The following is a 22,536-nucleotide window of genomic DNA, read 5'->3' on the forward strand; positions in this document are numbered from 1 at the left end:
GCGGGGACGGCGGCGATGACCGGATGAACTGTGCTGCGCCTGCCGCTGCTCCCGCTCGGCTGAAAGACGGGCCAGGCGTCAGTAGGTCGCCCGACCGCCCGAAAGGTCGAAGGCCGCCCCGGTCGTGAAGGAATTCGCCGGAGAGACCGCCCAGACGATCATCTCGGCGGCTTCCTCGACCTCCAGGAAGCGGCCACGCGGGATCTTGGAGAGCATGTAGTCGATATGCTCCTGGCTCATCTGGTCGAAGATCGGCGTGCGGGCGGCGGCGGGGGTCACGCAGTTCACGGCGATGTCCATGTCGGCCAGCTCCTTGCCGAGCGACTTGGTGAAGCCGATCACCCCGGCCTTTGAGGCGGAATAGGCGCAGGCGTTCGGGTTGCCCTCCTTGCCCGCGACCGAGGCGATGTTGAGGATCCGGCCATAACCCTGCGCGCGCATCCCCGGCACCAGGGCGCGGTTGACGTGGAAGGTGCCGGTCAGGTTGACGGCGACGATGCGCGCCCAGTCCTCCAGCCCATACTCGGCGACGGGCGCGTTCGGCCCCGCGATTCCGGCGGAGTTCACCAGGATCTGGGGCTGGCCCAACGCTGCGACCGTCTCGGCCAGCGCCGCCTCGACCGACGCATAGTCGCTCACGTCGCAGGTCACCGGCACCACGCCTTCGGCGGCGGCGGCCGCGTTGCGCTCGGCATTGGCGTCCCAGGACGCAACGCGCACGCCCTCCGCCCGCAGCCGCGCCACGACCGCAAGTCCGATTCCCTGCGCGCCGCCCGTGACGACCGCCACCTGATCCTTCATGTCCATAGGCTCCTCCGTTTTCGCCGCGACCATAGGCCGGGGGAAATCGGCGGTCGACCGGTGATCGCGCGCCGGCCGGTTCGGGCCTCAGCCTAGGCCCGCGCGCGTCTCGGTGGAGAGACGGTCGATCTCGTCGGTCTGCACGAAGCCTTCCGCGTCGCCGAGGAACAGGCCGATGCGGCGCAGGCGCGGGACGGAGTCGCAGACCACCTTGACGACGATCAGCATCGGCACGGCCACGACCATGCCCATCACCGACCAGATCCAGGCGAAGAACGCCACGGCCAGGAACACCGCCACCACGTTCAGGCGCAGGCGCTGGCCCACCAGGGTCGGCGTCACCAGCTGACCCTCGATGGCGGTCAGCGCGTAATAGGTCGCGCAGATCAGGAGCGCCGTCCACAGGCTGCCCCATTCCACGAAGGCGATCACGGCCACGACCAGCGCGCCGACCACGGCCCCGACGAAGGGAACGAAGTTCAGCGCCATCGCCATCGCGCCGATCATGACGGGAGTGGGCATCCCCCACACCCACATCGCCAGACCGATCACGAGGCCAAGCCCGGCGTTGATCAGCGTGATCGCGCCGAGGTAATTGCCCAGCCGCGCTTCGATCATCCGGATCGTCGTGAGGGTGTTGCGCTTGTCCTCGAACCGGTCGGCCGCCTGAACCGCCTTCTGGATGAACAGATCCCCGGAGGCGACCAGGAAGTAGAGCAGCACGACGGATAGGACGAGCTGGCTGAGCAGGCCGGGCGCCAGGCTCACGACCGAGCCGCCGAGCCCCTGTCCCTCGTTGACGACCTCGACGGCCAGGGGCGCCGCTTCGCCGCGCGCGGACTGCGCCTCGCGCATGGCCGCCTCGGTCGCGTCCGCCGCGCGGGAGAATGGCTCCAGAAAGCCGCCGGGACCCTGCAAGCTGGCGAGGCCCTCCTGCAGGAGGACCGGGATATCGGTCACGAACGCATACATCGGGTCGGCCAGGGCCAGACCGCCCAGAAACAGCGCCGCCACCAGCAGGATCGCGAAGAACGCGGCGGAAACGGCGTCCGGCACGCCCAGACGCGCCAACCAGCGTCGTGGCGCGTTCAGCAGGAAATATCCCAGGATCGACGCGGTGATCGGCACCAGCAGCTCCGACGCGAAGATGAGCGCGTGGATCATCAGAATCCAGAAGATGCCCCAGATCGGAAAGGACAGCCGTGTCAGCCGCCCGACCAGGAGATCGGTCGGATCGGGACGGTCCGGCAGGTCGGGCCGTGGCGGCACGCCGCCGATGTCGTCACTGCGCCGCGCCAAGCTCGCCCGCCTTCCTTGCGCCCCGTTCGCCCCCGGGCGCGTTCGCGCCCACCGTCGTGTCGTGGCGCGTCTGCGCCTCCATTTCCGCATTCACCTCGGCTGCGATCAGCCCGATATGGGCCGACAGCCATATCCAGGTCAGCAGCAGCACTACCCCGGCGAGGGAGCCGAAGGTCTCGTTGTAGCTGTCGAAATGGCCGACGTAGATCGGGACGCCGACCGACATGGCGCGCCACAGGCTCAGCGCCGCCGCGGCCAAGATCCCCAGAAGCACCCTTGGCGTCCACCCGCCCATCTGCGACTCGCTCACGGTCGTCGCCTGGTTCAGCAGGATCGTCGAGACCTCGCCGGGGTCCAGGGGGGAGACGTGCTCCAGGGCGCCGACCACCTCACCGGGGTCCAGCACGAGACCGGCGATGGAGAGCAGAGGGGGCAGTGCGGGGAACACGGCGAGCAGGCCTTAGGACGCAGATCCGGAGGCGCCGAGTTCGACGCGATCAGCTGAAAGCTGGCGCTCCCCGCGCGGCAGGATGCCCTTCCATCCCGGGCTCGGGATCTCGGCCGGCGTGGTCGCGGCGCGGCCGCGAGCCTCCGGGCGTTCATCCAGTCGGATGTTGTGGGAAGGGGCGGCGGAGCGGTCCATGGGGGCCTCGGGATGCGAACGGTCTTCAGGAAACGCTGTTCGGGCCGCGTTGTTCCGTTGCAGGCGGGATTTGGAAATGCTCGCGGAGCAGGGCGACGTTGCGCTGGTTCGACTTCAGCCAGATGTCGAGGAGATCCCCCAGTAGAGGTACGCTGTCCACCAGCCAGTCCAGCGCGGTATGCGCCGCCATCCGTAGCGTGACGCGGGGCGGCGCCCCCATCCGGTGCGCTTCCAGCAGGATGTAGGCGGCCGGACCCAGGGCGGCGGCGTCGCCGATGCCGGGAATCAGGCCGAGCAGCACATCCAAGCCGAAGCGGATGCCCGGGACGCCGAACCGGCTATCCAGAGAGGTGGCTAGTCGGTCCAGGCGGTCGAGACGCCGGGCAAGCGCCTCCTGCGACGGGGGTATGACGGCCTCGGCTTGGGTCATGGAGGCGAGACGACCGGGGGGCTGCCTGCGCATCCCTCCGGGAGTCCGCGCCCACGGACCGGCCGGGGCTAGCGCCGGCCATGCATGCGTTTCAGAACGCTTGCGGTCGTTTGAAATGGTGGGCGACCCTGGATCGCCTACCATCCCAATAAGCCATTGAACCTGTTGCAGCCGCCGAGCGGGCAGGTTGCGATTTGTCCCACCTGTATGGCCCACCGTCCGAATCGAGGCAAATACTACGGCCATCTACTCCAACCTGCCGTTGGACCGGCTGCCGACGAGTGGAGACGATGTCGGTGCGACTTTTCCAGCGAACGTTTGCCGCCGACGGCACGCGACCGTGCAGTAACGGACGCCGTCAACTGAGAGCGCGCGCGCATCCGTGGGCATGGCACTTAGTAGGGGCTTCTTCTCGTCGGATTTTAGATCTTCCCCTTGGTCATGCAGCTTTAGGTGGGCCGATCGGATTGTTCGGCGTTGGGTCATATCCTATCCCGATACCTTCAGACTACCGAGCACCGCGACAGGACAGCCTGCAATGATCCCCACAACTGTGAACTCACCCAACCCTTTGATTGACGGCAATCCCGACATCGCCGCCCTCGCGGATGGCCGGGCTGCGATCGCCTATCAGTCTCGGCGTGCGGACGACGAGTTCGACATCATGCTCCGGCTGCGCGAGGCAGACGGAAGCCTGGGGCCAGAGACGCGGCTGGATGGCGACTGGACGCGGGCGCGGGTGCCCGAAGCGACCACACTGAGCGATGGATCGATCCTGCTGACGTGGACCGCGGACGTGTCTTCGGCGGAGGGGCTCCGGTCTCAGGTGCTGGCCCAGCGCTTCGACGCAGAGACCGGGCTTGGCTTCTCGGGCGTGTTCGTCGTGGCCGACCGCGCCGTGGAGGCCGGGCGCTTCGTCGACATTTCCGTCACTGCTCGGCCCGAGGGCGGGTTCGTGGCGAACCTCACGCAGGAGGTCGACGCGGATACGGTCTTCGCAGTCGATCCCCGCTCGTCCAGATTTCCCGACCGCTTCACCCGGGTCGAGTTCGACGCGGACGATGCGCTCTTCCCGTCTGAGACGGGAAGAGCGCACGAGATCCCGCTCGCGGATGGCGGTCGAGCGACGATCGCAAACATCAAAGCTTGGGACCAGGCGGATCGTGTCTTGATCGCTTCTCCGGATGATGAACCCTATTCCGGAATAAATTACGGTATTTTACCGCGCTATGAGCGGAACCTGACCTGGGAGTACGTGGATACCAGCGATGACGGGGGCTGGCGGGTCCCGTTGCTCGTGGATGTCGATCGCCGCATCGTCGCACTCGACGACGGGACGGCCGTCCTGGTCGTCGACAACCCGATATTGTCGCCCGGGCCCAACTTCGCGTCGTTGCACGCCTTCATCCTGGATCGCGAGGAGCCGGCCTATTGGCAGGACTATAAGTACCCCGCGATCACGTTCATCCCCGAGGATCGCATCCGCCGAGAGCCGATGGAGTCCTATGACGTGGCCCCGCTCGACGGCGGGGGGTTCGCCGCCGTGTGGAGCGACGGCGCTGACATCCGTGCGCAGCTCTTCAACGCGGAGGGCGCCCCGATCGGGGACAACTACGTCGTCGCCGCCACAGACTTCCCCGAGGCCCGGCCTTCGGTTACGCAACTGAGCGACGGCGACCTTCTCTTCGGATGGCAGCAGAACCGGGACGGCGACGTCGACGTTCTCGCCCGCGAGGTGGCCTATACCGACATGGCTGAGGGCACCTATACCGTTGTCGGCGTGCCGTTCCTCGAGGTCGAGGGGGAAATCGTCGGGGTCCCGCGCGCGGAGGAGACCCTTCGCGCCGCGGGCGAGGTCGACACCAACTACGGGATCGCCGGCTTCGAGGCGCAGTGGTTCCGCCGGTTGCCGGAAAATTCCGAGTGGGAGGCGATCTCCGGCGCGACCGAGCTGACCTACACGCTGGGCGCCGCCGATATCGGCCACGTCATCAAGCTGGAGGGCACGGTCTTCGGCAAGACCGGCCTTGAGACGCCCTTCCAGGAGGAGTTCCAGGCGGATGGGCAGCTGGCGGAGATCGGCCCGGCCGCGCAGGTCGTGCAGCGTGTCGTCGAGATCGAGGGCAGCGCCATGCCGGGCGCGACGCTGATGGCCCGGGCGATGCTCGTGGATCCGGACGGCCCCATCGTCGGCCCCTACTTCTATCAGTGGTTCCGCGACGACGCGCCCATCCCTGGCGGGTTTCGCCCGACATACACGGTCACGCCCGATGACGCGGGCGCCGAACTCACGGTCACGATCCGGTTCGAGAGCGAGCCGGGCGAGCGGGAGACGGTCGAGGCGGAGCCGCTCAAGATCGCCGGAGACCCGAGCCCGGACGACGACCTAATCATCGGCAGTGACGGTGCCGATCGGCTCGACGGCCTCGCGGGCGCGGATACGATCGACGGTGGCGGAGGCGACGACGTATTGATCGCGAATGGCGCGGACGTCATGACGGGCGGGTCCGGAGCCGACGTTTTCGCCTTCGTGCTCGGCGCGGATCCGGGACCAGCGCGGATCGCGGATTTTGTGTCGATCGGGCCCGAGGCTGATCGCATCGCCATCGACGACCGCTTCCTGGGTCTCGGCGATGGCTCGGTACAGCCGCGTCCGGTGTCCTGGCCGGAGATCCGCGATGCGCTCGCAGCGGCCCGGCTCGACTGGTCAGCAACCGACGCGTCGCGCACAGAGTTCGTCATGTCGCTCGAGATGGGTGGCTCGGCAGGCGCCGTTACAGTGGCGACGGTGGTGGGCGCGGACGGCGGTCCGATCGACCTCGGGCTGGAGAATGTCCTGATCTTCTGACCGACCTTACGGATTACCTCAGGGCAGCAGTGCCTCTTTTCCTGGGTCTTGCATGTCCGAAGCCAGCGGACGTTGTCCGGCCTTTTTGCGCGGATCCCCTGAGGGACCGAGCGCCTCTTCGGACGGGCAAGCCTAGTGACCATCGTGTGGCGCAGGCAGTGAAACACAAGACCTTTCCCGCCTAGCTCAAGCTCCACAAGCAGGCGTTCGTTAAACCAGCGGCCCGCATTGCGGCCATATCCGTTTTGCCGTGAGTAAGTGAGCGTGGGGAAAAGGCGGGCATGCCCTTGTTCCCTCTGCGACCTGCAAAAGTCGAGGAAGCCTTCCTCCGCAAGTCTGTCATGTACTGGAACGCGGCGCTTTGATGACGCACTCTTGAGGCGCTTATTGTCATCACCGTCTGGCGTAACGTTGATGCACCATACTCCGTCTTTGAACTCGACGTCCTGGGTCTCTAGTTGAGCAATCTCATTGAGTCTCATCCCGGTGAACATGCCGATCAGCGCGGGCCACTTGTGTATATCCTTGCGGACAAGCCTGCTGTTGGGGTCGGTAAGGTTCGTGAAGATGAGCCGGAGTTGGTCGGCCGAGAAGGCCATTCGGCCTTCGCTGCTATTCCGGGATGTCCTTCTAATACGGAGGCCCTGAAACACGTTCTCGGAAGCATACCCATTGCTCAATGCCCAACTAAAGAAATGCTGCATGTGCCCCAGGTACACGTTAACTGTTCGCGCTGAGATGCGTTCAACTCCGGGCAGTTCGAGAATGGCGTCAAGCCGTAGGTCTCTCGTTTTCGGGTTCTTGCTGCGGTTCTTTGGTAGCTTCAATAGCGCAGCCTTCACTTCTTGCGCATCGGTCTTTGACATGAGTGCCGGTGCTTTGTGTTTCGTGAGTTCTCCCATAAGGGCCAATGCGTCCCTCTTCTCACTCTCGGTCTTGGCCGCCAGTCCGCCGGAACGCAGAACCTCTTCGAAGTATCTTGAGAGGACTTCGGAGAGTGGAAGATGATCCGGCGTCGCAGTGGCGTGTACGTCTTTCGTCGGGGCAGTCCCGTTCGCGGCGTGGGGCAACTGATCGAGGCTGAGCGTGTCGAACTCTGCCGTATGCTCTAACGCTCGGGCTATGTACTCACGGTAGCCTTTATGTAGCTCAGTCACGAGCAACTCTGCGGCTCGTCCCTCGGGGACGTCTGGGACCCCTTGTTTAGCACAGAAGGCGCGTACAAGTTCGTCCCTGGTCTGGTACGGCGATAGGTCGAGCCAGTCTTGGATCGACTCGCCAACGATGGCTTCGGAAGTCTTCAGGGATGCCAGTTCGATCCCCTCAACAGGTCCGGCATCCGCGCTCCGCGCGCGGAAGTGACGCAGCATCTCCGTGAAATGCTGCCGGACGTGTTCCCGCATGTCTTCATACCGCATAGCGCGGACCATTGGGTGGCCCAAGACCGCTCGTCCAGCCACCACGAGGCATCTTGCCCAGTCTCGGGCGGAGCTGGGTTCCCTCGTGCTTAGAGATACCTTGATATGCGTCCGCCGCTTCATCGGGTGGCGCGCTGGCGGAATCGGGAAGCGGAAGTAGAAGATGCCGTGTCTTGAGGCGTAGAGATAGGCTGCGAAGCGCACCGTGTGTCCCACCGTTGTGGCCCACCGGCGGACTCAGCAACCTAAGTCTCTGATCTTTCTCAAAATGGTGGGCGACCCTGGAATCGAACCAGGCGTGAGTCGCCTCGAGGGAGTTACAGTCCCCTGCCACACCTTGCGGCCTGTCGCCCACTGCGGCGCGGCTTACCGACCTGACCGGGTGGGGTCAAGCGCTGTTGTGGCCGGAATTCGGACGCGCGATAGAGGGGCGAGCGGAAGCGGCCGATGGGACAAGGCAATGGCGCAGAAACCCAAATGGGTCGTCGATAAGGAACGGGACCGGCGCGCGGCGGCGCAGGCGACTGTCTGGCTGTTCGGCCTGCATGCCGTGCGCGATGCGCTGGCCAACACGATGCGGGAGCGGCTGCGTCTGGTCCTGACGAAGAACGCCGCCGACCGGCTGGGCGAGGCGGTCTCCGCCTCGGGCATGACCCCCGAGATTGCCGACCCGCGCAAGTTCCCCGTGCCGCTCGATCCCGGCTCGGTCCATCAGGGCGCCGCGTTGGAGGTGAAGCCGCTCGATTGGGGCAAGCTGCGCGATCTGGCGCAGCCGGGGCAGGGGGCGCCGCTGCTGGTGCTGCTCGACCGGGTGACGGACCCGCATAATGTCGGCGCGATTCTCCGCTCGGCCGAGGTGTTCGGGGCCCGCGCGGTGATCGCGCCGACCCGCCATTCCGCCCCCGAGACCGGGGCGCTGGCCAAGACGGCCTCGGGCGCGCTGGAGCGGCAGCCCTATCTGCGCGTCGGCAATCTGGGCGATGCGATGGAGACGCTGCGCGACCTGGGCTATCTCACCGTCGGGCTGGACGGAGAGGCGACCGAGACCCTGTCCGAAGCCGCCCCACAGCTACGGGACCGGCCCGTCGCGCTGGTGCTCGGCGCCGAGGGGCCCGGCCTGCGGGAGCGGACGCGCAGCCTCTGCGACCGGATGGTCCGGATCGATCCGGCCGGGGCGTTCGGATCGCTAAATGTCTCGAATGCGGCGGCGGTGGCGCTCTATGCCATGCGGGAGGGGCGCGATGCCTGACCTGAAGGTCGCCACCTGCTGCTATTGCGGCGCGCGCACCACCCTGCGCCCCACGGCGCAGGACGGGCATGGCCTAGCCTGCGGATCCTGCGGAGCGCCGCTCACGCGGATGAAGGCGCTGCGCCCCGAACAGGCCCAGGCCGCCGCGCGCCATCCGACCGCGCCCCATCCCATGCCAATGAAGCCCCCAAAGAAAAAGCGAAAGAAAAAGAAGAGCCTGTTCCATAAACTCGCGAAGGAGGTTTGGGACGAGATCGAGGAAATTTTCGACTGATCCGATCTCAGGGGGGCACGCCTTTCGAGGGTGCCTTTTCTGACACCGCAGGCAAAACGAGAAACGAATTGGGCTTGGGGGCCGGGATGTCCGCAGGTAATGCGGTTTCGTGGAAGCGAAAAAAATCGTTTCGCCAAGGGAACGCCGCCGGGACTCGGGCGTTAACCCTTTGCCTGTAGAGGTCGGGCCTGGAACTCCCGGCTTCGGTTTACTGTCCCTCGTTCCAGACTTCGGCCCGCGTCCTTTTCGGCGCGGGCCGCTTTTTCTCCGAAATCCGAGCGCGGCAGTCCGGGTTTCGGCTCAGGGCTGCGGGCGCAGTCCTCGACCCCCCGACACACCGCCGGGACAGCGCGTCTCGCCCGCGCTTTCACGCCTTTTCGCCTCCGTCCCGCATTGGCCCCGGCCCCCTGCCCATATTTTGGAGCCATCAATTGCTAAGGTAGTAGACGGACCACCGAATCTCTCGTAGCGTCAACCTCGTTCCCATGAGGGCCTGTTTGCAGGTTGGCCGTCGTGGGAATTCGCAAGACGACACGATGGTTCCGCACCCGGAGTGTCGTCTTGCACCCTTTATCGCTCCGAAGAACGCGACGCCTTTTCCGTTAGGCCCGAGACGCCCGAACGGCGGTCCAACTCCGACAGAACCTCGTCGAGCGTCACGCCCCGGGCCGCCAGCATCACGCAGAGATGGAACAGGACGTCGGCGGCTTCCGAGGTGAGCGCGGCCTTGTCGCCTTTCACCGCCTCGATGATCGCCTCGACGGCCTCTTCCCCGAATTTCTCGGCGCATTTCTCCGGACCCTTCGCCAGCAGCCGCGCTGTCCAGCTTTCGTCGGGATCCGCATCGCGGCGGGCCTCCACGGTCTGCCAAAGCCGATCGAGCGGATGGGTCATTCGAGCCTCATGGGGACTCCGGCGGCCGCCATGTAGGCTTTGGCCTCGGCGATTGTGTAGGTGCCGAAATGAAATATGGAGGCCGCCAACACGGCCGATGCGCCGCCTTCGGTGACGCCTTCGACGAGGTGCTGCAGCGTGCCGACCCCGCCCGAGGCGATCACCGGGATCGGAACGGCGTCCGAGACGGCCCGGGTCAGGGGAATGTTGAACCCCGCCTTGGTGCCGTCCCGGTCCATCGAGGTGAGCAGGATCTCCCCCGCGCCCTTCTGCGCGGCCGTCCGCGCGAAAGCCACGGCGTCGATCCCGGTGGGCTTGCGGCCGCCATGGGTGAAGATCTCCCACTTGCCCGGGGCCACGGTCTTCGCGTCGATGGCGCAGACGATGCATTGGCTGCCGAACTTGTCGGCGGCGCGGCTCAGCACGTCCGGGTCGGCCACGGCCGCCGAGTTGAAGCTGACCTTGTCCGCGCCCGCCAGCAGCAGGTTGCGCACGTCCTCCACCGTCCGCACGCCGCCGCCGATGGTCAGCGGCATGAAGCAGGCCTCGGCCGTCCGCGTGGCCAGGTCGTACATCGTGCCGCGATTTTCATGCGTGGCGTGGATGTCGAGAAAGCAAAGCTCGTCCGCGCCCGCCGCGTCATAGGCGCGGGCGCTTTCGACCGGGTCGCCCGCGTCGATCAGATCGACGAAGTTGACGCCCTTGACCACGCGGCCATCGGCCACGTCGAGACAGGGGATGATGCGCGTCTTCAGCATGGGGTCCGTTTGCCTCGGGCCGAAGGGGCTGGCAAGGGCGGCGAAGCGCCCTCGGCACCGAGAGCGCCCGTCAGCGGGCTTTGGAGCCAGAGGCCGGCCCACCCGATGGCGCAGGGAGGGGCGGCGCTGCGCAGGATTTCGCGGTCCCCGCCTCGTTCTCGGCGCCCTGGAGCGACCGGATCGCGGAATCTCGCGCCTGGCGAGCGGATCTGTGCCAGGATGGTCGCGCAGCGAGGGGGACGGCCATGACCGACATGATACGGGAGACAGGGGCGGCAGAGCCCCGCTTCGACCTCTGCATCGTCGGGGCAGGGGCGTCCGGGCTCAACGCCCTATTCGCCGCGACACGGCACCTGCCCGCCGGCGCGCGGATCGCCCTTGTCGACAAGCGCGCGGCGCCAGGGGGCATGTGGAACGACGTCTACGACTTCGTGCGGCTGCACCAGGCGCATCCCATGTTCACCGTGGGCAATATCCCATGGCGGGGGAATGCCCCGCCGCACTACCTAGCTCGCGGCGACGAGGTGCTGGGGCATCTCGGGCATTGCCTCTCGGTGATCGAACGCAGCGCGGACGTGACGCGCCTCTTCGGCCATAGCTTCGTGGAGGCAGAGGAAGACGGCGCGGGCGTGACGGTGCATCTCGACGGACCGGGTGGGCCGAAGACCCTGCGCGCGGATCGCGCGATCCTGTCAAGCGGCTACGAGGTGGAGGCGCTGGACCCGCTGCCTCTGAGTTCCGGCGCGGTCCGATCGACCGCGCCGACGCGGCTCAGCGCCGAGGACAGCGACCCGCAGGCGCCGGTCTACGTGATCGGCGGCGGCAAGACCGGGATGGACACGTGCCATATGCTGATCGGCCGCCATCCGGGGCGGCGCGTGGTTCTACTCAACGGGAACGGGGTGGCGTTCGGCGTGCGCGAAATCACGACGCCCCGGGGGCTGGCGCGGTGGTGGCGCGGCACGCCCATCGCCAAGATCTTCAAGGAGATCTCGCTGGCTTATGACGGCACGAACGCGCGGGAGGTGATCGACGGCCCGGCGGGCCGCTACGTCCATTCGCTCGACGGCCAGGCGCGCAACTTCCTGTTCGGCATCTTGTCGCGCGAGGAGATGACGACGATCCGCAACGGGCTGAGCGAGGTGATCCAGGACCATCTGGTCGACGTGATCGACGGCGCGGACGGGCCCGAGATGAAGCTCCGCTCCGGGGCGTCGCGGGGGATCGAGCCTGGCGCGCTCGTGGTCAACTGCACGGGCCATCTGTTGCGGGGCGCTTTGCCGCCGGCACCGGATTACCTCTCGGAGGGTGGCCGGATCCTGCGGATCACGCCGCGCTCCGCCGTCCACTTCCTCTCGACCGTCTCGGCCTATTTCCTCACGCATCTTTGGTATTACGGAAAGCTCCCGCATCCGGACATTCATGCTTGCGACTTCGCAGCGGTGTTTCAGCACGACCGGGAGCTGGCCCGCGTCCTGGGCGTCGTCGTCTCATTCCAGACGCAATGCGCCTTGGTCCCGAGCCTGCCGTTCAAGGTGTTCGACGAATGCGGACTGGACTTGAACCGGTGGTATCCGCTGCCGCGCCGCGTACCGATTCTGATCGATCTCAAGCGCAACGGCCCCGCCTATGTCGCGCATTGCCAGACCGTGCTCGATCGGGTCGCGGCCCAGACCGGCCTGCGGATCGGGCCGTTGATGCCCCGCCCGGTCCCGGCCTGACAGGCCCGCTCAGCGCGTCCGCGACAGGCCCACGGCGAGGAAGACCGCGACCCCCAGAAGCAGCGGCAGCGCCGTGTCCCAGCCCATACCGGTCAGGTCGCGCACCAGCTGTCCCGTCTCGTCCAGGCAGGGCCAGGCCCAGCCGGGCCACCACGCCGTTGGCGGGCGGCAGGCGAAAGCGTCGGCCAGAACCCGGCCCGTGCCCCAGGTGACGAGCCCCGTCACCACCCCCGCAAGCGCCGCAACCAGAAGGCGCGGCGGCCGCCTCATGCGCGGAGCGCCGCCAGCGCCTCCGCCAGATCGATGGCGCCGTCATAGAGCGCCCGGCCTGAGATCGCGCCGGCGATGGTGCCTTGGGCCTTGAGCCGCAAGAGATCGTCCAGCGAGGACACGCCGCCTGAGGCGATGACCGGGATCGAGACCGCCCGCGCCAGCGCGTCGGTCGCCTCGACATTGGGGCCGCCCATGGCGCCGTCCCGGTCGATATCGGTATAGACGATGGCCGCGACGCCCGCGTCTTCGAAGCGCCGGGCGAGGTCGGTCGCGGTCACCGAGGTCTCTTCGGCCCAGCCCTTGGTCGCGACCATGCCCTTGCGCGCGTCGATGCCCACGGCGACCTGGCCCGGGAAGGCGCGCGACGCCTCGCGCACCAGATCCGGGTTCTCCACGGCGACGGTGCCCAGGATCACCCGCGCGAGCCCCTTTTGCAGCCAGCCCTCGATCGTCGCCATGTCTCGGATGCCGCCGCCCAGTTGTGCCGGCACGGTGAGCCGCGACAGGATCGCGTCGACCGCCGCCCCGTTCACCGGGCGGCCCGCGAAGGCCCCGTTCAGATCGACCAGATGCACCCAGTCGCAGCCCGCGTCCTGGAAAGCGAGCGCCTGCGCGGCGGGGTCGTCGTTGAAGACGGTCGCCGACGACATCTCGCCATGGACGAGACGGACGGCCTGGCCGTCTTTCAGATCGATGGCGGGGTAGAGGATCATGGGCCTGCCTTCCGTTCCGTTTCGCCCGCGCTTCTGCCGCAATGGGGCGCGAGGTGAAATGCCGAAACGTCACGCTTGCAGCGATGCGGGGCGGGGTCCCGGGGGCGCGCTCCTCGGGGAGAGACCATCAATGACATGTCTCGCCCTGGCCTTGGCGTCCGCGCTCGACGGTGGCAGCTTCGCCGGTGTCACTATCGCGCTCTGCGGCGGCAGAGTCTGCGGCGCGATCGCGCGGAGCTTCGATTCGGACGGAGAGGATCGCTGCCCGAGGATAGGAAAGCGGATCCTTCGCGAGATGGCCCCCCAGGGTGGCGGCGCATCTGAGGGGCGCGTCCGGCGGCCGTCGAACGACAGGGGTTCTCTCGGACAGGTCCAGCGGAAGGGCGACCGGAGGGCGAGGCCCCGCGGCGGGCGGGCTGCGTTGCGCGCGGCAGATTTGGGTGAAGATCCGGTATGGAGGGGAATTTGCGGCGCGGGGGGAGGGGGGCTCTGCCCCCCGCCTTCGGCCCCCCCGAGGTATTTCCGGCAAGATGAGAGCCGGTCCCGGGGACGGCGCGGCGTCACCGCGTCAGGGGGTCCAGGTCAGGAAGTTGCCGATCAGGCGCAGGCCGGTGCGCTGGCTCTTCTCCGGGTGGAATTGGGTGCCCACGATATTGTCCCGGGCGATGATGGCGGTGATGTCGCCGCCGTAATCCACATAGGCCAGCCGGTCGGCCGGATCGGCCATGGTCATCGCGTAGGAATGCACGAAATAGGCGTGGTCGCCGGTCGCGATGCCCTCCAGCACCGGATGGGCCTGGGTCAAGACAAGGTCGTTCCAGCCCATATGCGGCACTTTGAGCGCGGGATCGGATGGCACGATCCGCTCCACCACTCCGCCGATCAGATCGAAGCCCGCGACCTCTTCGTATTCCAGCCCTTTGGTGGCGAGCATCTGCATTCCGACGCAAATGCCCAGGAAGGGGGCGCCGGAATGGACCCGCTCCAGCACCGCTTCCTCCAGGCCGTCGAAGCTTTGCAGGCCCCGGCGGCAGGCGGGAAAAGCCCCGTCGCCCGGCAGGACGAGCCGTTCGGCCCGCGCGACCACCTCCGGGTCGCTGGTCACCGTCACGGCGCCCGCGCCGGTCTCCCGGGCCATGCGCTCGAACGCCTTCTGCGCGGAGTGCAGGTTGCCGCTGTCGTAGTCGACGATAACGCAGGTCACAGGCTGCCCTTTGTCGAGGGAATCGCATCGGATTTGCGCGGATCGGTGTCGAGCGCATCGCGCAGCGCGCGGGCGACGGCCTTGAAGGCGGCCTCGGCGATATGGTGGCTGTTGACGCCGCGCAGCCCGTCGACATGCAGCGTGATCCCGCCATGGGTCGAGAACGCCTGGAAGAACTCGCGCACCAGTTCGGTGTCGAAGCTCTTGATCTGCGGTGCCGTGAACGGAACCTCCCACACCAGATAGGGGCGGCCCGACAGGTCGAGCGCCGCGCGCACCAGCGCGTCGTCCATCGCGAGATAGCAGTGCCCATAGCGGCGGATGCCCCGCTTGTCGCCCATCGCCTGCGCCAGAGCCTGGCCCAGGGCGATTCCGACATCTTCGACGGTGTGATGGTCGTCGATATGCAGGTCGCCGTCGCAGCGCACTTCCATGTCGATCAGCGCATGGCGCGCCAATTGGTCGAGCATGTGGTCGAAGAAGGCCGCGCCGGTCCGGTTGTCATAGGTGCCGGTCCCGTCGAGGTCGAGCGTGACCGTGATGTCGGTCTCGGCGGTCTTGCGGGCGATGGTGGCGCGGCGCATGGGCGGCTCCGGTCGGTTGGGGTCGGGGCCTCTTAGCCGAGCCGTCGCGGGCAGGAAAGATCGCGCGCGCGCCGGAGACCGGGGCGAGTGCCACCGAAGTAGGTAAGGCGCTGAATGCTGGGAGAACTGACCGAATTGGAGCGGGCGATGAGATTCGAACTCACGACCCTTACCTTGGCAAGGTAATGCTCTACCCCTGAGCTACGCCCGCCCCGTTTCGGTGAGGCGGAGATATGGGAGCGCTCGGGCGGCTGCAAGAGGAAAATCCATGTCGCGGGGCAGAATTTGACTGCCCTTCATTTGGGCCATGGTGGCAGCGCGCGCTTGCCCATGCGGAAACGGATCCAAAGGGGATTCTACCCTCCGCCGTGCACCCGGCGGAGGTTCGAAGGCCCGGTCCGGGGCGGGCCCGGGCATCCCGTCCGGCCGCCACGGCGCGTCAGCTCGCGCGGAGGGCGTCCATGCGGGCCTTCGTCTCGGACGCTTCTTCGGAGATCCAGTCGACGAAGCGGGTCACGGCTGGACGGGCCAACGCTTCGGGCCGGACCCTGATCCGGTATGGATAGGGGGAGACGAGGCTCTCGCGCGCCGGAAAGGGGAGGCTCAGCGCGCCCCGGTCGAGATCGTCGAGGATGCAGGACAGGCCGCAGACCAGAAGCCCGGCATTCGATTTGACCCCCTCGATGGCGTTCTTCACGAGCGCGTATCGCACACCCCGTTCGGGCGCGGTGCGGTCATAGGGGTAGCGGGCGAGCCAATCGCGCCATCCCGGCGTCTCGGGCGCATCCGCGCGCGGTTTGATGTGCAGGAGCGGATAGCCTTCGAGGCTCCCGCCTTCGGTGTGCCACCACATGCGCGTCTGATCGCTCAACCTGCCTACTGGAAGGGTGTGATCCAGTCCGACCTCCTTCCAGATCGAACGCGGGTCGCTGAATCGTGCGGCGATTTCGGGGGATCCCACCGGCAGAAAGATTTCCTCGTAGAGCGGCGCGCCCTCCGCCGCGCGACCGAAGGGATCGCGGTCGACGATGATGTCGGCGGCGCCGAGCCGCATCGGGACGTCGCCCTCGCCATTCACGTTGAACTGAATGTTTGGATGCTCGGCGCCGAAGGCCTCCAGCCGGGGCAGGAGCCAGAGGTCCGACCAGTCGGGGTCGGCGACGATGTGGATCTCGGCGCTTCGCTGAAAGTCGAGCGTATCGGTCACCCGGTCGAGCGCCTCGAACGCGGTGCGCAGATCGGCCAGGGCCGTTTGAAGCGCCGGGGTTGGCTGGAGGCCCGACCGCCCCCGTAAGAGAAGATCGGTATCGAGATACTTCTCCAGCGCCCGAATCCGCTGACCAACGGCTGCGGGCGTAATACCGAGCCGTTCCGCCGCTGCCTGAAGCGAGCCCTCGCGGGTGGCCATTTCCAGGGCCTGCAGCGCGTTCAGATGGGTCACGCGGGCGATTGACTAAAGATTATCTTTCAAAATCCGAAAATTTTCAATCAAGAGGAAAGAATACCTTCGGTTTACTAAGATTTTCTTAGTTAGGTGCTGCGCGTCGCTCCGTGCAAGCTGGTCTCGTCACAGTCGAGAGGAGAGACCCATGACCCAGTTGAAGCGGTTCATCATCGAGCGCGACGTCCCCGGAATCGGTGAGATGTCGGTGACCGAACTCTGCGGCGCGGCGCGCGCCTCCAACCAGGCGCTGGAGCAGATCGGCACCATGATCCAGTGGCAGCATAGCTACGTCGCAAGCGACAAGACGTTCTGTATCTATCTCGCGGATAGTGAAGACGCGATCCGCAAGCATTCCGAACTGTCGGGCATCCCGGTCTCGTCGATCACCGAGGTGCCGCAGGTCATCGGTCCGCTAACCGCCAACAATTGAGCCGGGAAGAGGCCCCGCGGGGCGGGCCGTCCCGCGGGATTGGCGCGCCCTTTCTGGGGGGTGCCCGCTGGGATCGGGCGCGGCTGGCTTTACCCGGATTCCGGCTAAAGGACCGGCTGCCAAGCTGCAAAGCGTCACCGTCGAGCGAGCCCATCACGAGCCTGTCGAAGGAAACCTCGCGACAGCCGATGCCGTTGGCCGGGTGGGCCGCCCGGTTGACCGAGCCGGTCGCGCCTGATCCCGAACTCGGTCCGCACGCCATGGGCGAACCAGCCCCGCAGGCTCCGGCGTCGCGCGATGCGCGACGCCGGAGGCCAGATCAGGACAGCTCGATCAACAGGTCTTTCGCGTCGATCTGCGCGCCGGGTTGCACGTGGATCGCCGCGATGGTCGCGTCGCGCTCCGCATGCAGTCCCGTCTCCATCTTCATCGCTTCGATCGTCAGCAGCAGGTCTCCCTGCTTGACCTTCGCGCCGACCGAGACGGCGACCGAGGCGACGACACCGGGCATGGGCGCGCCGACATGATCCGGGTTGCCGACATCGGCCTTGGGCATCTTGACCGCCGAGCCGGCGATGCGCCGATCCGGTACGCGGATGACACGGGGCTGGCCGTTGAGTTCGAAGAACACCCGGCGGTCGCCGTCCTCATGTGTCTCGCCCATCGCGACGCAGCGGATTTCGAGCGTCACGCCCGGGTCGATCTCGGCATGGGTCTCGTCGCCGGGCTCCATCCCGTAGAAGAAGACCGGCGTCGGTAGGGTGCGGACGGGACCGTAGGTCTGATGGCGCAGGGCGTAGTCGGTGAAGACCTTGGGATACATCAGGTATCCGTTCAGATCCTCGTTATCGACGCTCTCGCCGATCTTGGTCTCCAGCTCCTTGCGGGTGGCCTCCAGGTCGATCGGCTTGAGATGCTTGCCCGGCCGGTCGGTGAGGGGCTTTTCGCCCTTGAGCGCCTTCTTCTGGATCGCCTCCGGCCAGCCGCCAGGGGGCTGGCCCAGATTGCCCTTCATCATGTCGACCACGCTGTCGGGGAAGCTCACCTCGACCTTGGGGTCGGCGACCTGCTCGGTCGTCAGGCCCTGCGCGACCATCATCAGCGCCATGTCGCCCACGACCTTGGAAGAGGGCGTGACCTTCACGATGTCGCCGAACATCTGGTTCACATCGGCATACATCTGCGCCACCTCGTGCCAGCGCTCCTCCAGCCCCATCGACCGGGCCTGCGCCTTGAGGTTGGTGAACTGCCCGCCCGGCATCTCGTGCAGATAGACCTCGGAGGAGGGCGCCTGCATGCCGGACTCGAAGGCGGTGTATTGCGCGCGCACCGCGTCCCAGTAGTCGTCGATGCGGCGCAGGGCGGTCATGTCGATGCCGGTATCGCGATCCTGGCCCTTGAGCGCGGAGACGATCGTCCCGAAGGTCGCCTGCGAGGTGTTCCCCGACAGCGCGTCCATCGCCACATCGGCGGCGTCGACCCCTGCATCGGCGGCGGCGAGGATCGTCGCCGAGGCCACGCCCGCGGTGTCATGGGTATGGAAGTGGATCGGCAGGCCGATCTCTTCCTTGAGGGCCTTGATGAGGATCCGCGCCGCGGCGGGCTTCAGCAGGCCCGCCATGTCCTTGAGGCCCAGGACATGGGCGCCGGCGGCCTCCAGTTCCTTGGCCATGGAGACGTAATATTTCAGGTCGTATTTCGCCCGATCCGGGTCGAGCAGATCGCCGGTATAGCAGACCGTCCCCTCGCAGACCTTCCCGGTCTCGATCACGGCGTCCATCGCGACGCGCATGTTCTCGACCCAGTTCAGGCTGTCGAAGACGCGGAACACGTCGATGCCGGTCTCGGCCGCCTGACGCACGAAGCTCTGCACCACGTTGTCGGGATAGACGGTGTAGCCCACGCCGTTCGACGCGCGCAGCAGCATCTGGGTCAGCAGGTTCGGCATCGCCGCGCGCAGGTCGCGCAGGCGCTGCCAGGGGCATTCCTGCAAGAAGCGATAGGCCACGTCGAAGGTCGCGCCGCCCCAGCATTCCATCGAGAAGAGTTGCGGCAGGTTCGCGGCATAGGCCGGCGCGATCAGCTTCATGTCGATGGAGCGCATCCGCGTGGCCAAGAGCGACTGATGCCCGTCGCGCATTGTCGTGTCGGTCAGCAGCAGACGGTCCTGCGCGGTCATCCAGTCGGCGAGCGCCTTCGGCCCCTCGCGGTCCAGGATCTGCTTGGTGCCGTCGGGGGGCGTCTCGACCAGCAAGTCCGGGACGACGGGGGTGCGCACATCGGCGGGGGGACGGGCACGGCCCTCGGTCTCGGGATGGCCGTTGACGGAAATGTCGGCGATATAAGTCAGGATCTTCGTCGCCCGGTCGCGCCGCGGCTTGAAGTCGAAGAGCTCCTCGGTCTCGTCGATGAACTTGGTCGTGTATTCGTTGTTGAGGAAGGTCGGGTGCTTCAGCAGGTTCTCGACGAAGGCGATGTTGGTCGAGACCCCGCGCACCCGGAACTCCCGCAGGGCCCGGTCCAAGCGGGCGATCGCCGCTTCGGGCGTGGGGGCCCAGGCGGTGACCTTTTCTAGAAGCGAGTCGTAGTAGCGGGTGATGACCGCGCCGGAATAGGCCGTCCCGCCATCGAGCCGGATGCCCATGCCCGTGGCCGAGCGATAGGTGGTGATCCGGCCGTAATCGGGGATGAAATTGTTCTGAGGGTCTTCGGTCGTCACCCGGCACTGGATCGCGTGGCCCGAGAGTTCCACGTCATATTGCGTGGCCACGCCGGTCGCCTCGACCAGGCTCTTGCCCTCGGCGATCATGATCTGGGCGCGGACGATGTCGATGCCGGTGACCTCCTCGGTCACGGTATGCTCGACCTGAACGCGGGGGTTCACCTCGATGAAGTAGAACTCGCCCGTCTCCATATCCATCAGGAACTCGACGGTGCCGGCGCATTCGTAATTGACGTGCTCGCAGATCTTCTTGCCGAGATTGCAGAGCTTTTCGCGCTGGGCGGGGGAGAGATAGGGGGCCGGGGCGCGTTCCACCACCTTCTGGTTGCGCCGCTGGACGGAGCAGTCCCGCTCCCAGAGGTGATACATGTTCCCGTGCTTGTCGCCGAGGATCTGAACCTCGACATGGCGCGCGCGGGTGATCATTTTTTCGAGATAGCCCTCGCCATTGCCGAAAGCGGCCTCGGCCTCGCGCCGGCCTTCCAGCACCTTCTCCTCGACTTCTTTCTCAGAGAAGATCGGGCGCATCCCGCGCCCGCCGCCGCCCCAGGACGCCTTGAGCATCAGCGGATAGCCGATCTCCTTGGCCTCCTTCTTGATGGCTTTCATGTCGTCGCCCAGCACCTCGGTGGCGGGAATGACCGGCACACCCGCGTCGATGGCGACGCGGCGGGCCGAGGCCTTGTCGCCCAGCTTGCGCATGGTCTCGGCGCGCGGGCCGATGAAAGTGATCCCGGCCTCGGTGCAGGCATCGACGAAGTCCGGGTTCTCCGAGAGCAGGCCATAGCCCGGGTGGATCGCATCCGCGCCCGACAGCTTGGCCACGCGGATGATCTCGGGGATCGAGAGATAGGCCGCGACCGGCCCCAGCCCCTTGCCGATCTGATAGGCCTCGTCCGCCTTGAAGCGGTGCAGGCCCAGCTTGTCCTCTTCCGCATAGACGGCGACGGTGCGTTTTCCCATCTCGTTGGCGGCGCGCATGACGCGGATGGCGATCTCGCCGCGGTTCGCGATCAGGATCTTCTTGAAGTCGGCCATAGAGGTCCCCTCGGGCAATCGTTACGATTTCGTAACGGCAACGCCGCGGCGCGGCAACCGCGGCGCTTGGGGCGAGGACATTAACACAGGGCGTCGAGAACACAGGGCGTCGAGCGATCTGATGTTCAAGCAAGGAAGTCTCCCCTAGGGGCATAACGAATTGTGGGGTTAGGCATGGCAATTTCAGAGAGAACGCGGGCCGCGGCGTTCTGTACGCTCCTGGCCGGGGTCGGGCTGACTGGGACACATGCGCCCGCGGGGGTGGTATTCTCGATCAGCGAGGAAACGAGCGGTGTCGAGATGAACTATTCGGGGGAGATCGACCTTACTGGATTGGTTTTCCTCGGTTCGGGTGCAGGCTCCGTAGCCGGTCTCAATTCCTCCACTGGTACTCTGGTCAACCAGGTTGGACCTTTTGACAGTTACGTGCCCGGTGCACCTGTTTCCTTCGGCACGGGGGGGCTGACGGTTGCGTCGTCCGCGACAGGCGATGTCTTCGGACTGGTCGATGGCGTGGACGTTGCCGGTCAAGACGAGCTTCAGCTTCCTGTCGGCTACGTATCAGGAGCGCCGATTTCGGGTTCTTTTTCCTTCGCGGGGGCGTCCTTCACATCGCTCGGTCTGACATCGGGGACTTCGTTCCTGAACACGCTGTCCAATGGCGACACCATCCGGATCGACGTGGGGATCTCTGCTGCGGTTCCCCTGCTGGCGACCTTGCCGCTGCTTTTGGCCGGGATCGGAGCGATTGGCTGGGCGGCACGGCGCAGACGCACCTGATCTCCGCTCGACCGAGAAATCAGGCGCTGCGGCGCAGGAGAGCCAGACCGCCAAGGGCCGCGAGCATCAGCCAGACCGCCGCAGGCAGCGGAACCGCGGCTACGAACTCACCGCCGGCCGCCTCGATGAAATTGCGCGCCTCTGTGTGACTGACGTCGGTCCACCAGGAGATGTCGCCATAGGCGCTGGTCGACGTGGTGCCGCCCAGTAGAATACCTGCGACCGTCCACTCGCCGTTCCGCTTGACCAGGAGCGGACCGCCGCTGTCGCCTGGGGCGGTGGTGCCCTCGTAAAGGATCGCGTCGGGCGAACTGTTGAAGACCCCGCCGTCCAAGGTGTTCGAGGTGCCGTCAGGGCTATCGAAATCCGTGCTGATAATATTGGCGCCAGCGGCATAGAAGGTTCCCCCTTCGCCCCCAGGCGCGCCGATCCAATCGACCACGTTGTCCGCCGCCCAACGAGCCCCGTCAGTCGTGCCCTGATGGCCCACATCGCCCGTGCCGTTCGCACCGTAGCCGACCATCCGTGCCACCTCTCCGACCACGAGGTCGGCGGCGAGTTTGAAGGGGGTGTAGCCGACGATGGCCTGGGTCATGCGGACGATCGCGAGATCGGTGCCGTAGAAGTCAGAGGGAGGGCTGCTCATATAGCTGATTTCCGAGACGCTTCGCGATGCCTGCGTCGCCCCGGCCCCGTTCGTGAAAAGAACCTCGAGTGCGCTCGGGCTGGCGGTGTCGAAGCAGTGTTTTGCCGTCAGCACGGTCGTGGTCGAGATCAGCGCGCCAGTGCAGAACGGGGAGAAGCCGTTCAAGCTGAAGGTCACGACATTGTCGAAGGGATCACCGAGCGCCTTCGAGGTCGCGATGCCATCGACGCTGTTGATGACGATGGCCGGAGCCATCGATGTCGTCAAAACCAAAACGGCGGCGGCGGCGCGGACACGCCGGAACAGGTTTGCGATCGTCTTCAAGGCTCCGGGGCTCCCTTGTTGCGGTCCCAGACGACAGGCGCGC

At 66.4% G+C, this 22,536-nt stretch carries 19 protein-coding genes, 2 tRNA genes and 1 pseudogene; 6 read left to right on the forward strand and 16 right to left on the reverse strand.

The features are described 5' to 3' along the window. Positions 1–78: 78 nt before the first annotated feature. The 4 genes from DTQ71_RS19325 to DTQ71_RS19340 all read right to left on the reverse strand — a co-directional run bounded on the left by DTQ71_RS19325 (position 79) and on the right by DTQ71_RS19340 (position 3,173). Complete coding sequence (locus DTQ71_RS19325) at positions 79–807, reverse strand: SDR family NAD(P)-dependent oxidoreductase (RefSeq protein WP_109565947.1); 729 nt, start codon at positions 805–807, stop codon at positions 79–81. 81 nt (positions 808–888) lie between these two features. Further along, the gene (locus DTQ71_RS19330; RefSeq protein WP_170125506.1) at positions 889–2,100 is read right to left on the reverse strand and encodes an AI-2E family transporter; all 1,212 of its coding nucleotides are present in this window, start codon (positions 2,098–2,100) and stop codon (positions 889–891) included. After that, complete coding sequence (locus tag DTQ71_RS19335) at positions 2,084–2,548, reverse strand: YhjD/YihY/BrkB family envelope integrity protein (protein ID WP_245947662.1); 465 nt, start codon at positions 2,546–2,548, stop codon at positions 2,084–2,086. The genes DTQ71_RS19330 and DTQ71_RS19335 overlap by 17 nt, the downstream gene beginning before the upstream one ends. 220 nt (positions 2,549–2,768) lie before the next feature. Then, entirely contained in the window at positions 2,769–3,173 is a 405-nt protein-coding gene (locus tag DTQ71_RS19340; RefSeq protein WP_109565949.1) for a DUF4112 domain-containing protein, read from the reverse strand. A gap of 538 nt (positions 3,174–3,711) precedes the next feature. On the opposite strand from DTQ71_RS19340, the gene DTQ71_RS24695 reads away from it, so the two are divergent. Beyond that, a complete protein-coding gene (locus tag DTQ71_RS24695; protein WP_170125507.1) occupies positions 3,712–6,021 on the forward strand; it encodes a hypothetical protein in 2,310 nt (769 codons plus the stop codon). 134 nt (positions 6,022–6,155) lie between these two features. Here the strand turns inward: DTQ71_RS24695 and DTQ71_RS24975 are convergent. Both DTQ71_RS24975 and DTQ71_RS23660 read right to left on the reverse strand, forming a co-directional pair. Beyond that, positions 6,156–7,562: pseudogene (locus DTQ71_RS24975) on the reverse strand (hypothetical protein); the annotation flags it as partial. Between the two features lie 146 nt (positions 7,563–7,708). Next, positions 7,709–7,792 (reverse strand) — tRNA-Tyr (locus DTQ71_RS23660). 107 nt (positions 7,793–7,899) lie between these two features. Here DTQ71_RS23660 and rlmB point away from each other — a divergent pair. Then, positions 7,900–8,688, forward strand: a complete 789-nt coding sequence (gene rlmB, locus DTQ71_RS19350; protein ID WP_109565950.1) for a 23S rRNA (guanosine(2251)-2'-O)-methyltransferase RlmB — start codon at positions 7,900–7,902, stop codon at positions 8,686–8,688. Then, positions 8,681–8,962, forward strand: a complete 282-nt coding sequence (locus DTQ71_RS19355) for a hypothetical protein (RefSeq protein ID WP_109565951.1) — start codon at positions 8,681–8,683, stop codon at positions 8,960–8,962. Before rlmB ends, DTQ71_RS19355 begins: the two co-directional genes overlap by 8 nt. A 570-nt stretch (positions 8,963–9,532) precedes the next feature. Here DTQ71_RS19355 and DTQ71_RS19360 read toward each other — a convergent pair. Both DTQ71_RS19360 and hisF read right to left on the reverse strand, forming a co-directional pair. Next, positions 9,533–9,856 carry a phosphoribosyl-ATP diphosphatase gene (locus DTQ71_RS19360; protein WP_109565952.1) on the reverse strand — a complete coding sequence of 108 codons (324 nt, stop codon included), beginning with the start codon at positions 9,854–9,856 and terminating at the stop codon, positions 9,533–9,535. Then, the gene (gene hisF, locus DTQ71_RS19365; RefSeq protein ID WP_109565953.1) at positions 9,853–10,614 is read right to left on the reverse strand and encodes an imidazole glycerol phosphate synthase subunit HisF; all 762 of its coding nucleotides are present in this window, start codon (positions 10,612–10,614) and stop codon (positions 9,853–9,855) included. Before hisF ends, DTQ71_RS19360 begins: the two co-directional genes overlap by 4 nt. Positions 10,615–10,859: 245 nt before the next feature. On the opposite strand from hisF, the gene DTQ71_RS19370 reads away from it, so the two are divergent. Further along, positions 10,860–12,335, forward strand: coding sequence for an FAD-dependent oxidoreductase (locus DTQ71_RS19370; protein ID WP_109565954.1), 1,476 nt, complete (start codon positions 10,860–10,862; stop codon positions 12,333–12,335). Positions 12,336–12,344: 9 nt separating this feature from the next. On the opposite strand, the gene DTQ71_RS23665 is transcribed toward DTQ71_RS19370, so the two are convergent. The 6 genes from DTQ71_RS23665 to DTQ71_RS19400 form a co-directional block, all read right to left on the reverse strand. Then, positions 12,345–12,605, reverse strand: coding sequence for a hypothetical protein (locus DTQ71_RS23665; RefSeq protein ID WP_170125508.1), 261 nt, complete (start codon positions 12,603–12,605; stop codon positions 12,345–12,347). Next, the gene (gene hisA, locus DTQ71_RS19380) at positions 12,602–13,321 is read right to left on the reverse strand and encodes a 1-(5-phosphoribosyl)-5-[(5-phosphoribosylamino)methylideneamino]imidazole-4-carboxamide isomerase (RefSeq protein WP_109565956.1); all 720 of its coding nucleotides are present in this window, start codon (positions 13,319–13,321) and stop codon (positions 12,602–12,604) included. The genes DTQ71_RS23665 and hisA overlap by 4 nt, the downstream gene beginning before the upstream one ends. A 568-nt stretch (positions 13,322–13,889) precedes the next feature. Next, positions 13,890–14,525, reverse strand: a complete 636-nt coding sequence (gene hisH / locus DTQ71_RS19385) for an imidazole glycerol phosphate synthase subunit HisH (RefSeq protein WP_109565957.1) — start codon at positions 14,523–14,525, stop codon at positions 13,890–13,892. After that, the gene (gene hisB / locus DTQ71_RS19390) at positions 14,522–15,109 is read right to left on the reverse strand and encodes an imidazoleglycerol-phosphate dehydratase HisB (protein WP_109565958.1); all 588 of its coding nucleotides are present in this window, start codon (positions 15,107–15,109) and stop codon (positions 14,522–14,524) included. Before hisB ends, hisH begins: the two co-directional genes overlap by 4 nt. A gap of 136 nt (positions 15,110–15,245) precedes the next feature. Next, a tRNA-Gly gene (locus DTQ71_RS19395) sits at positions 15,246–15,320 on the reverse strand. 228 nt (positions 15,321–15,548) lie between these two features. Next, entirely contained in the window at positions 15,549–16,550 is a 1,002-nt protein-coding gene (locus DTQ71_RS19400; protein ID WP_109565959.1) for a LysR family transcriptional regulator, read from the reverse strand. Positions 16,551–16,698: 148 nt separating this feature from the next. Between DTQ71_RS19400 and DTQ71_RS19405 the strand changes: the two genes are divergently transcribed. Next, positions 16,699–16,983 (forward strand): DUF4242 domain-containing protein, encoded by a 285-nt coding sequence (locus tag DTQ71_RS19405; protein ID WP_109565960.1) that lies wholly within the window; start codon positions 16,699–16,701, stop codon positions 16,981–16,983. A gap of 319 nt (positions 16,984–17,302) precedes the next feature. On the opposite strand, the gene pyc is transcribed toward DTQ71_RS19405, so the two are convergent. Next, positions 17,303–20,743 carry a pyruvate carboxylase gene (pyc, locus tag DTQ71_RS19410; RefSeq protein WP_109565961.1) on the reverse strand — a complete coding sequence of 1,147 codons (3,441 nt, stop codon included), beginning with the start codon at positions 20,741–20,743 and terminating at the stop codon, positions 17,303–17,305. Positions 20,744–21,004: 261 nt separating this feature from the next. On the opposite strand from pyc, the gene DTQ71_RS19415 reads away from it, so the two are divergent. Beyond that, positions 21,005–21,523 (forward strand): hypothetical protein, encoded by a 519-nt coding sequence (locus DTQ71_RS19415; RefSeq protein WP_146204902.1) that lies wholly within the window; start codon positions 21,005–21,007, stop codon positions 21,521–21,523. A gap of 19 nt (positions 21,524–21,542) precedes the next feature. Here DTQ71_RS19415 and DTQ71_RS19420 read toward each other — a convergent pair whose 3' ends face one another. Continuing rightward, positions 21,543–22,493, reverse strand: a complete 951-nt coding sequence (locus DTQ71_RS19420; protein ID WP_109565963.1) for a trypsin-like serine protease — start codon at positions 22,491–22,493, stop codon at positions 21,543–21,545. Positions 22,494–22,536 lie beyond the last annotated feature (43 nt).

Origin of the sequence: Jannaschia seohaensis (assembly GCF_900116765.1) — a bacterium.
GTDB lineage: Bacteria > Pseudomonadota > Alphaproteobacteria > Rhodobacterales > Rhodobacteraceae > Jannaschia > Jannaschia seohaensis.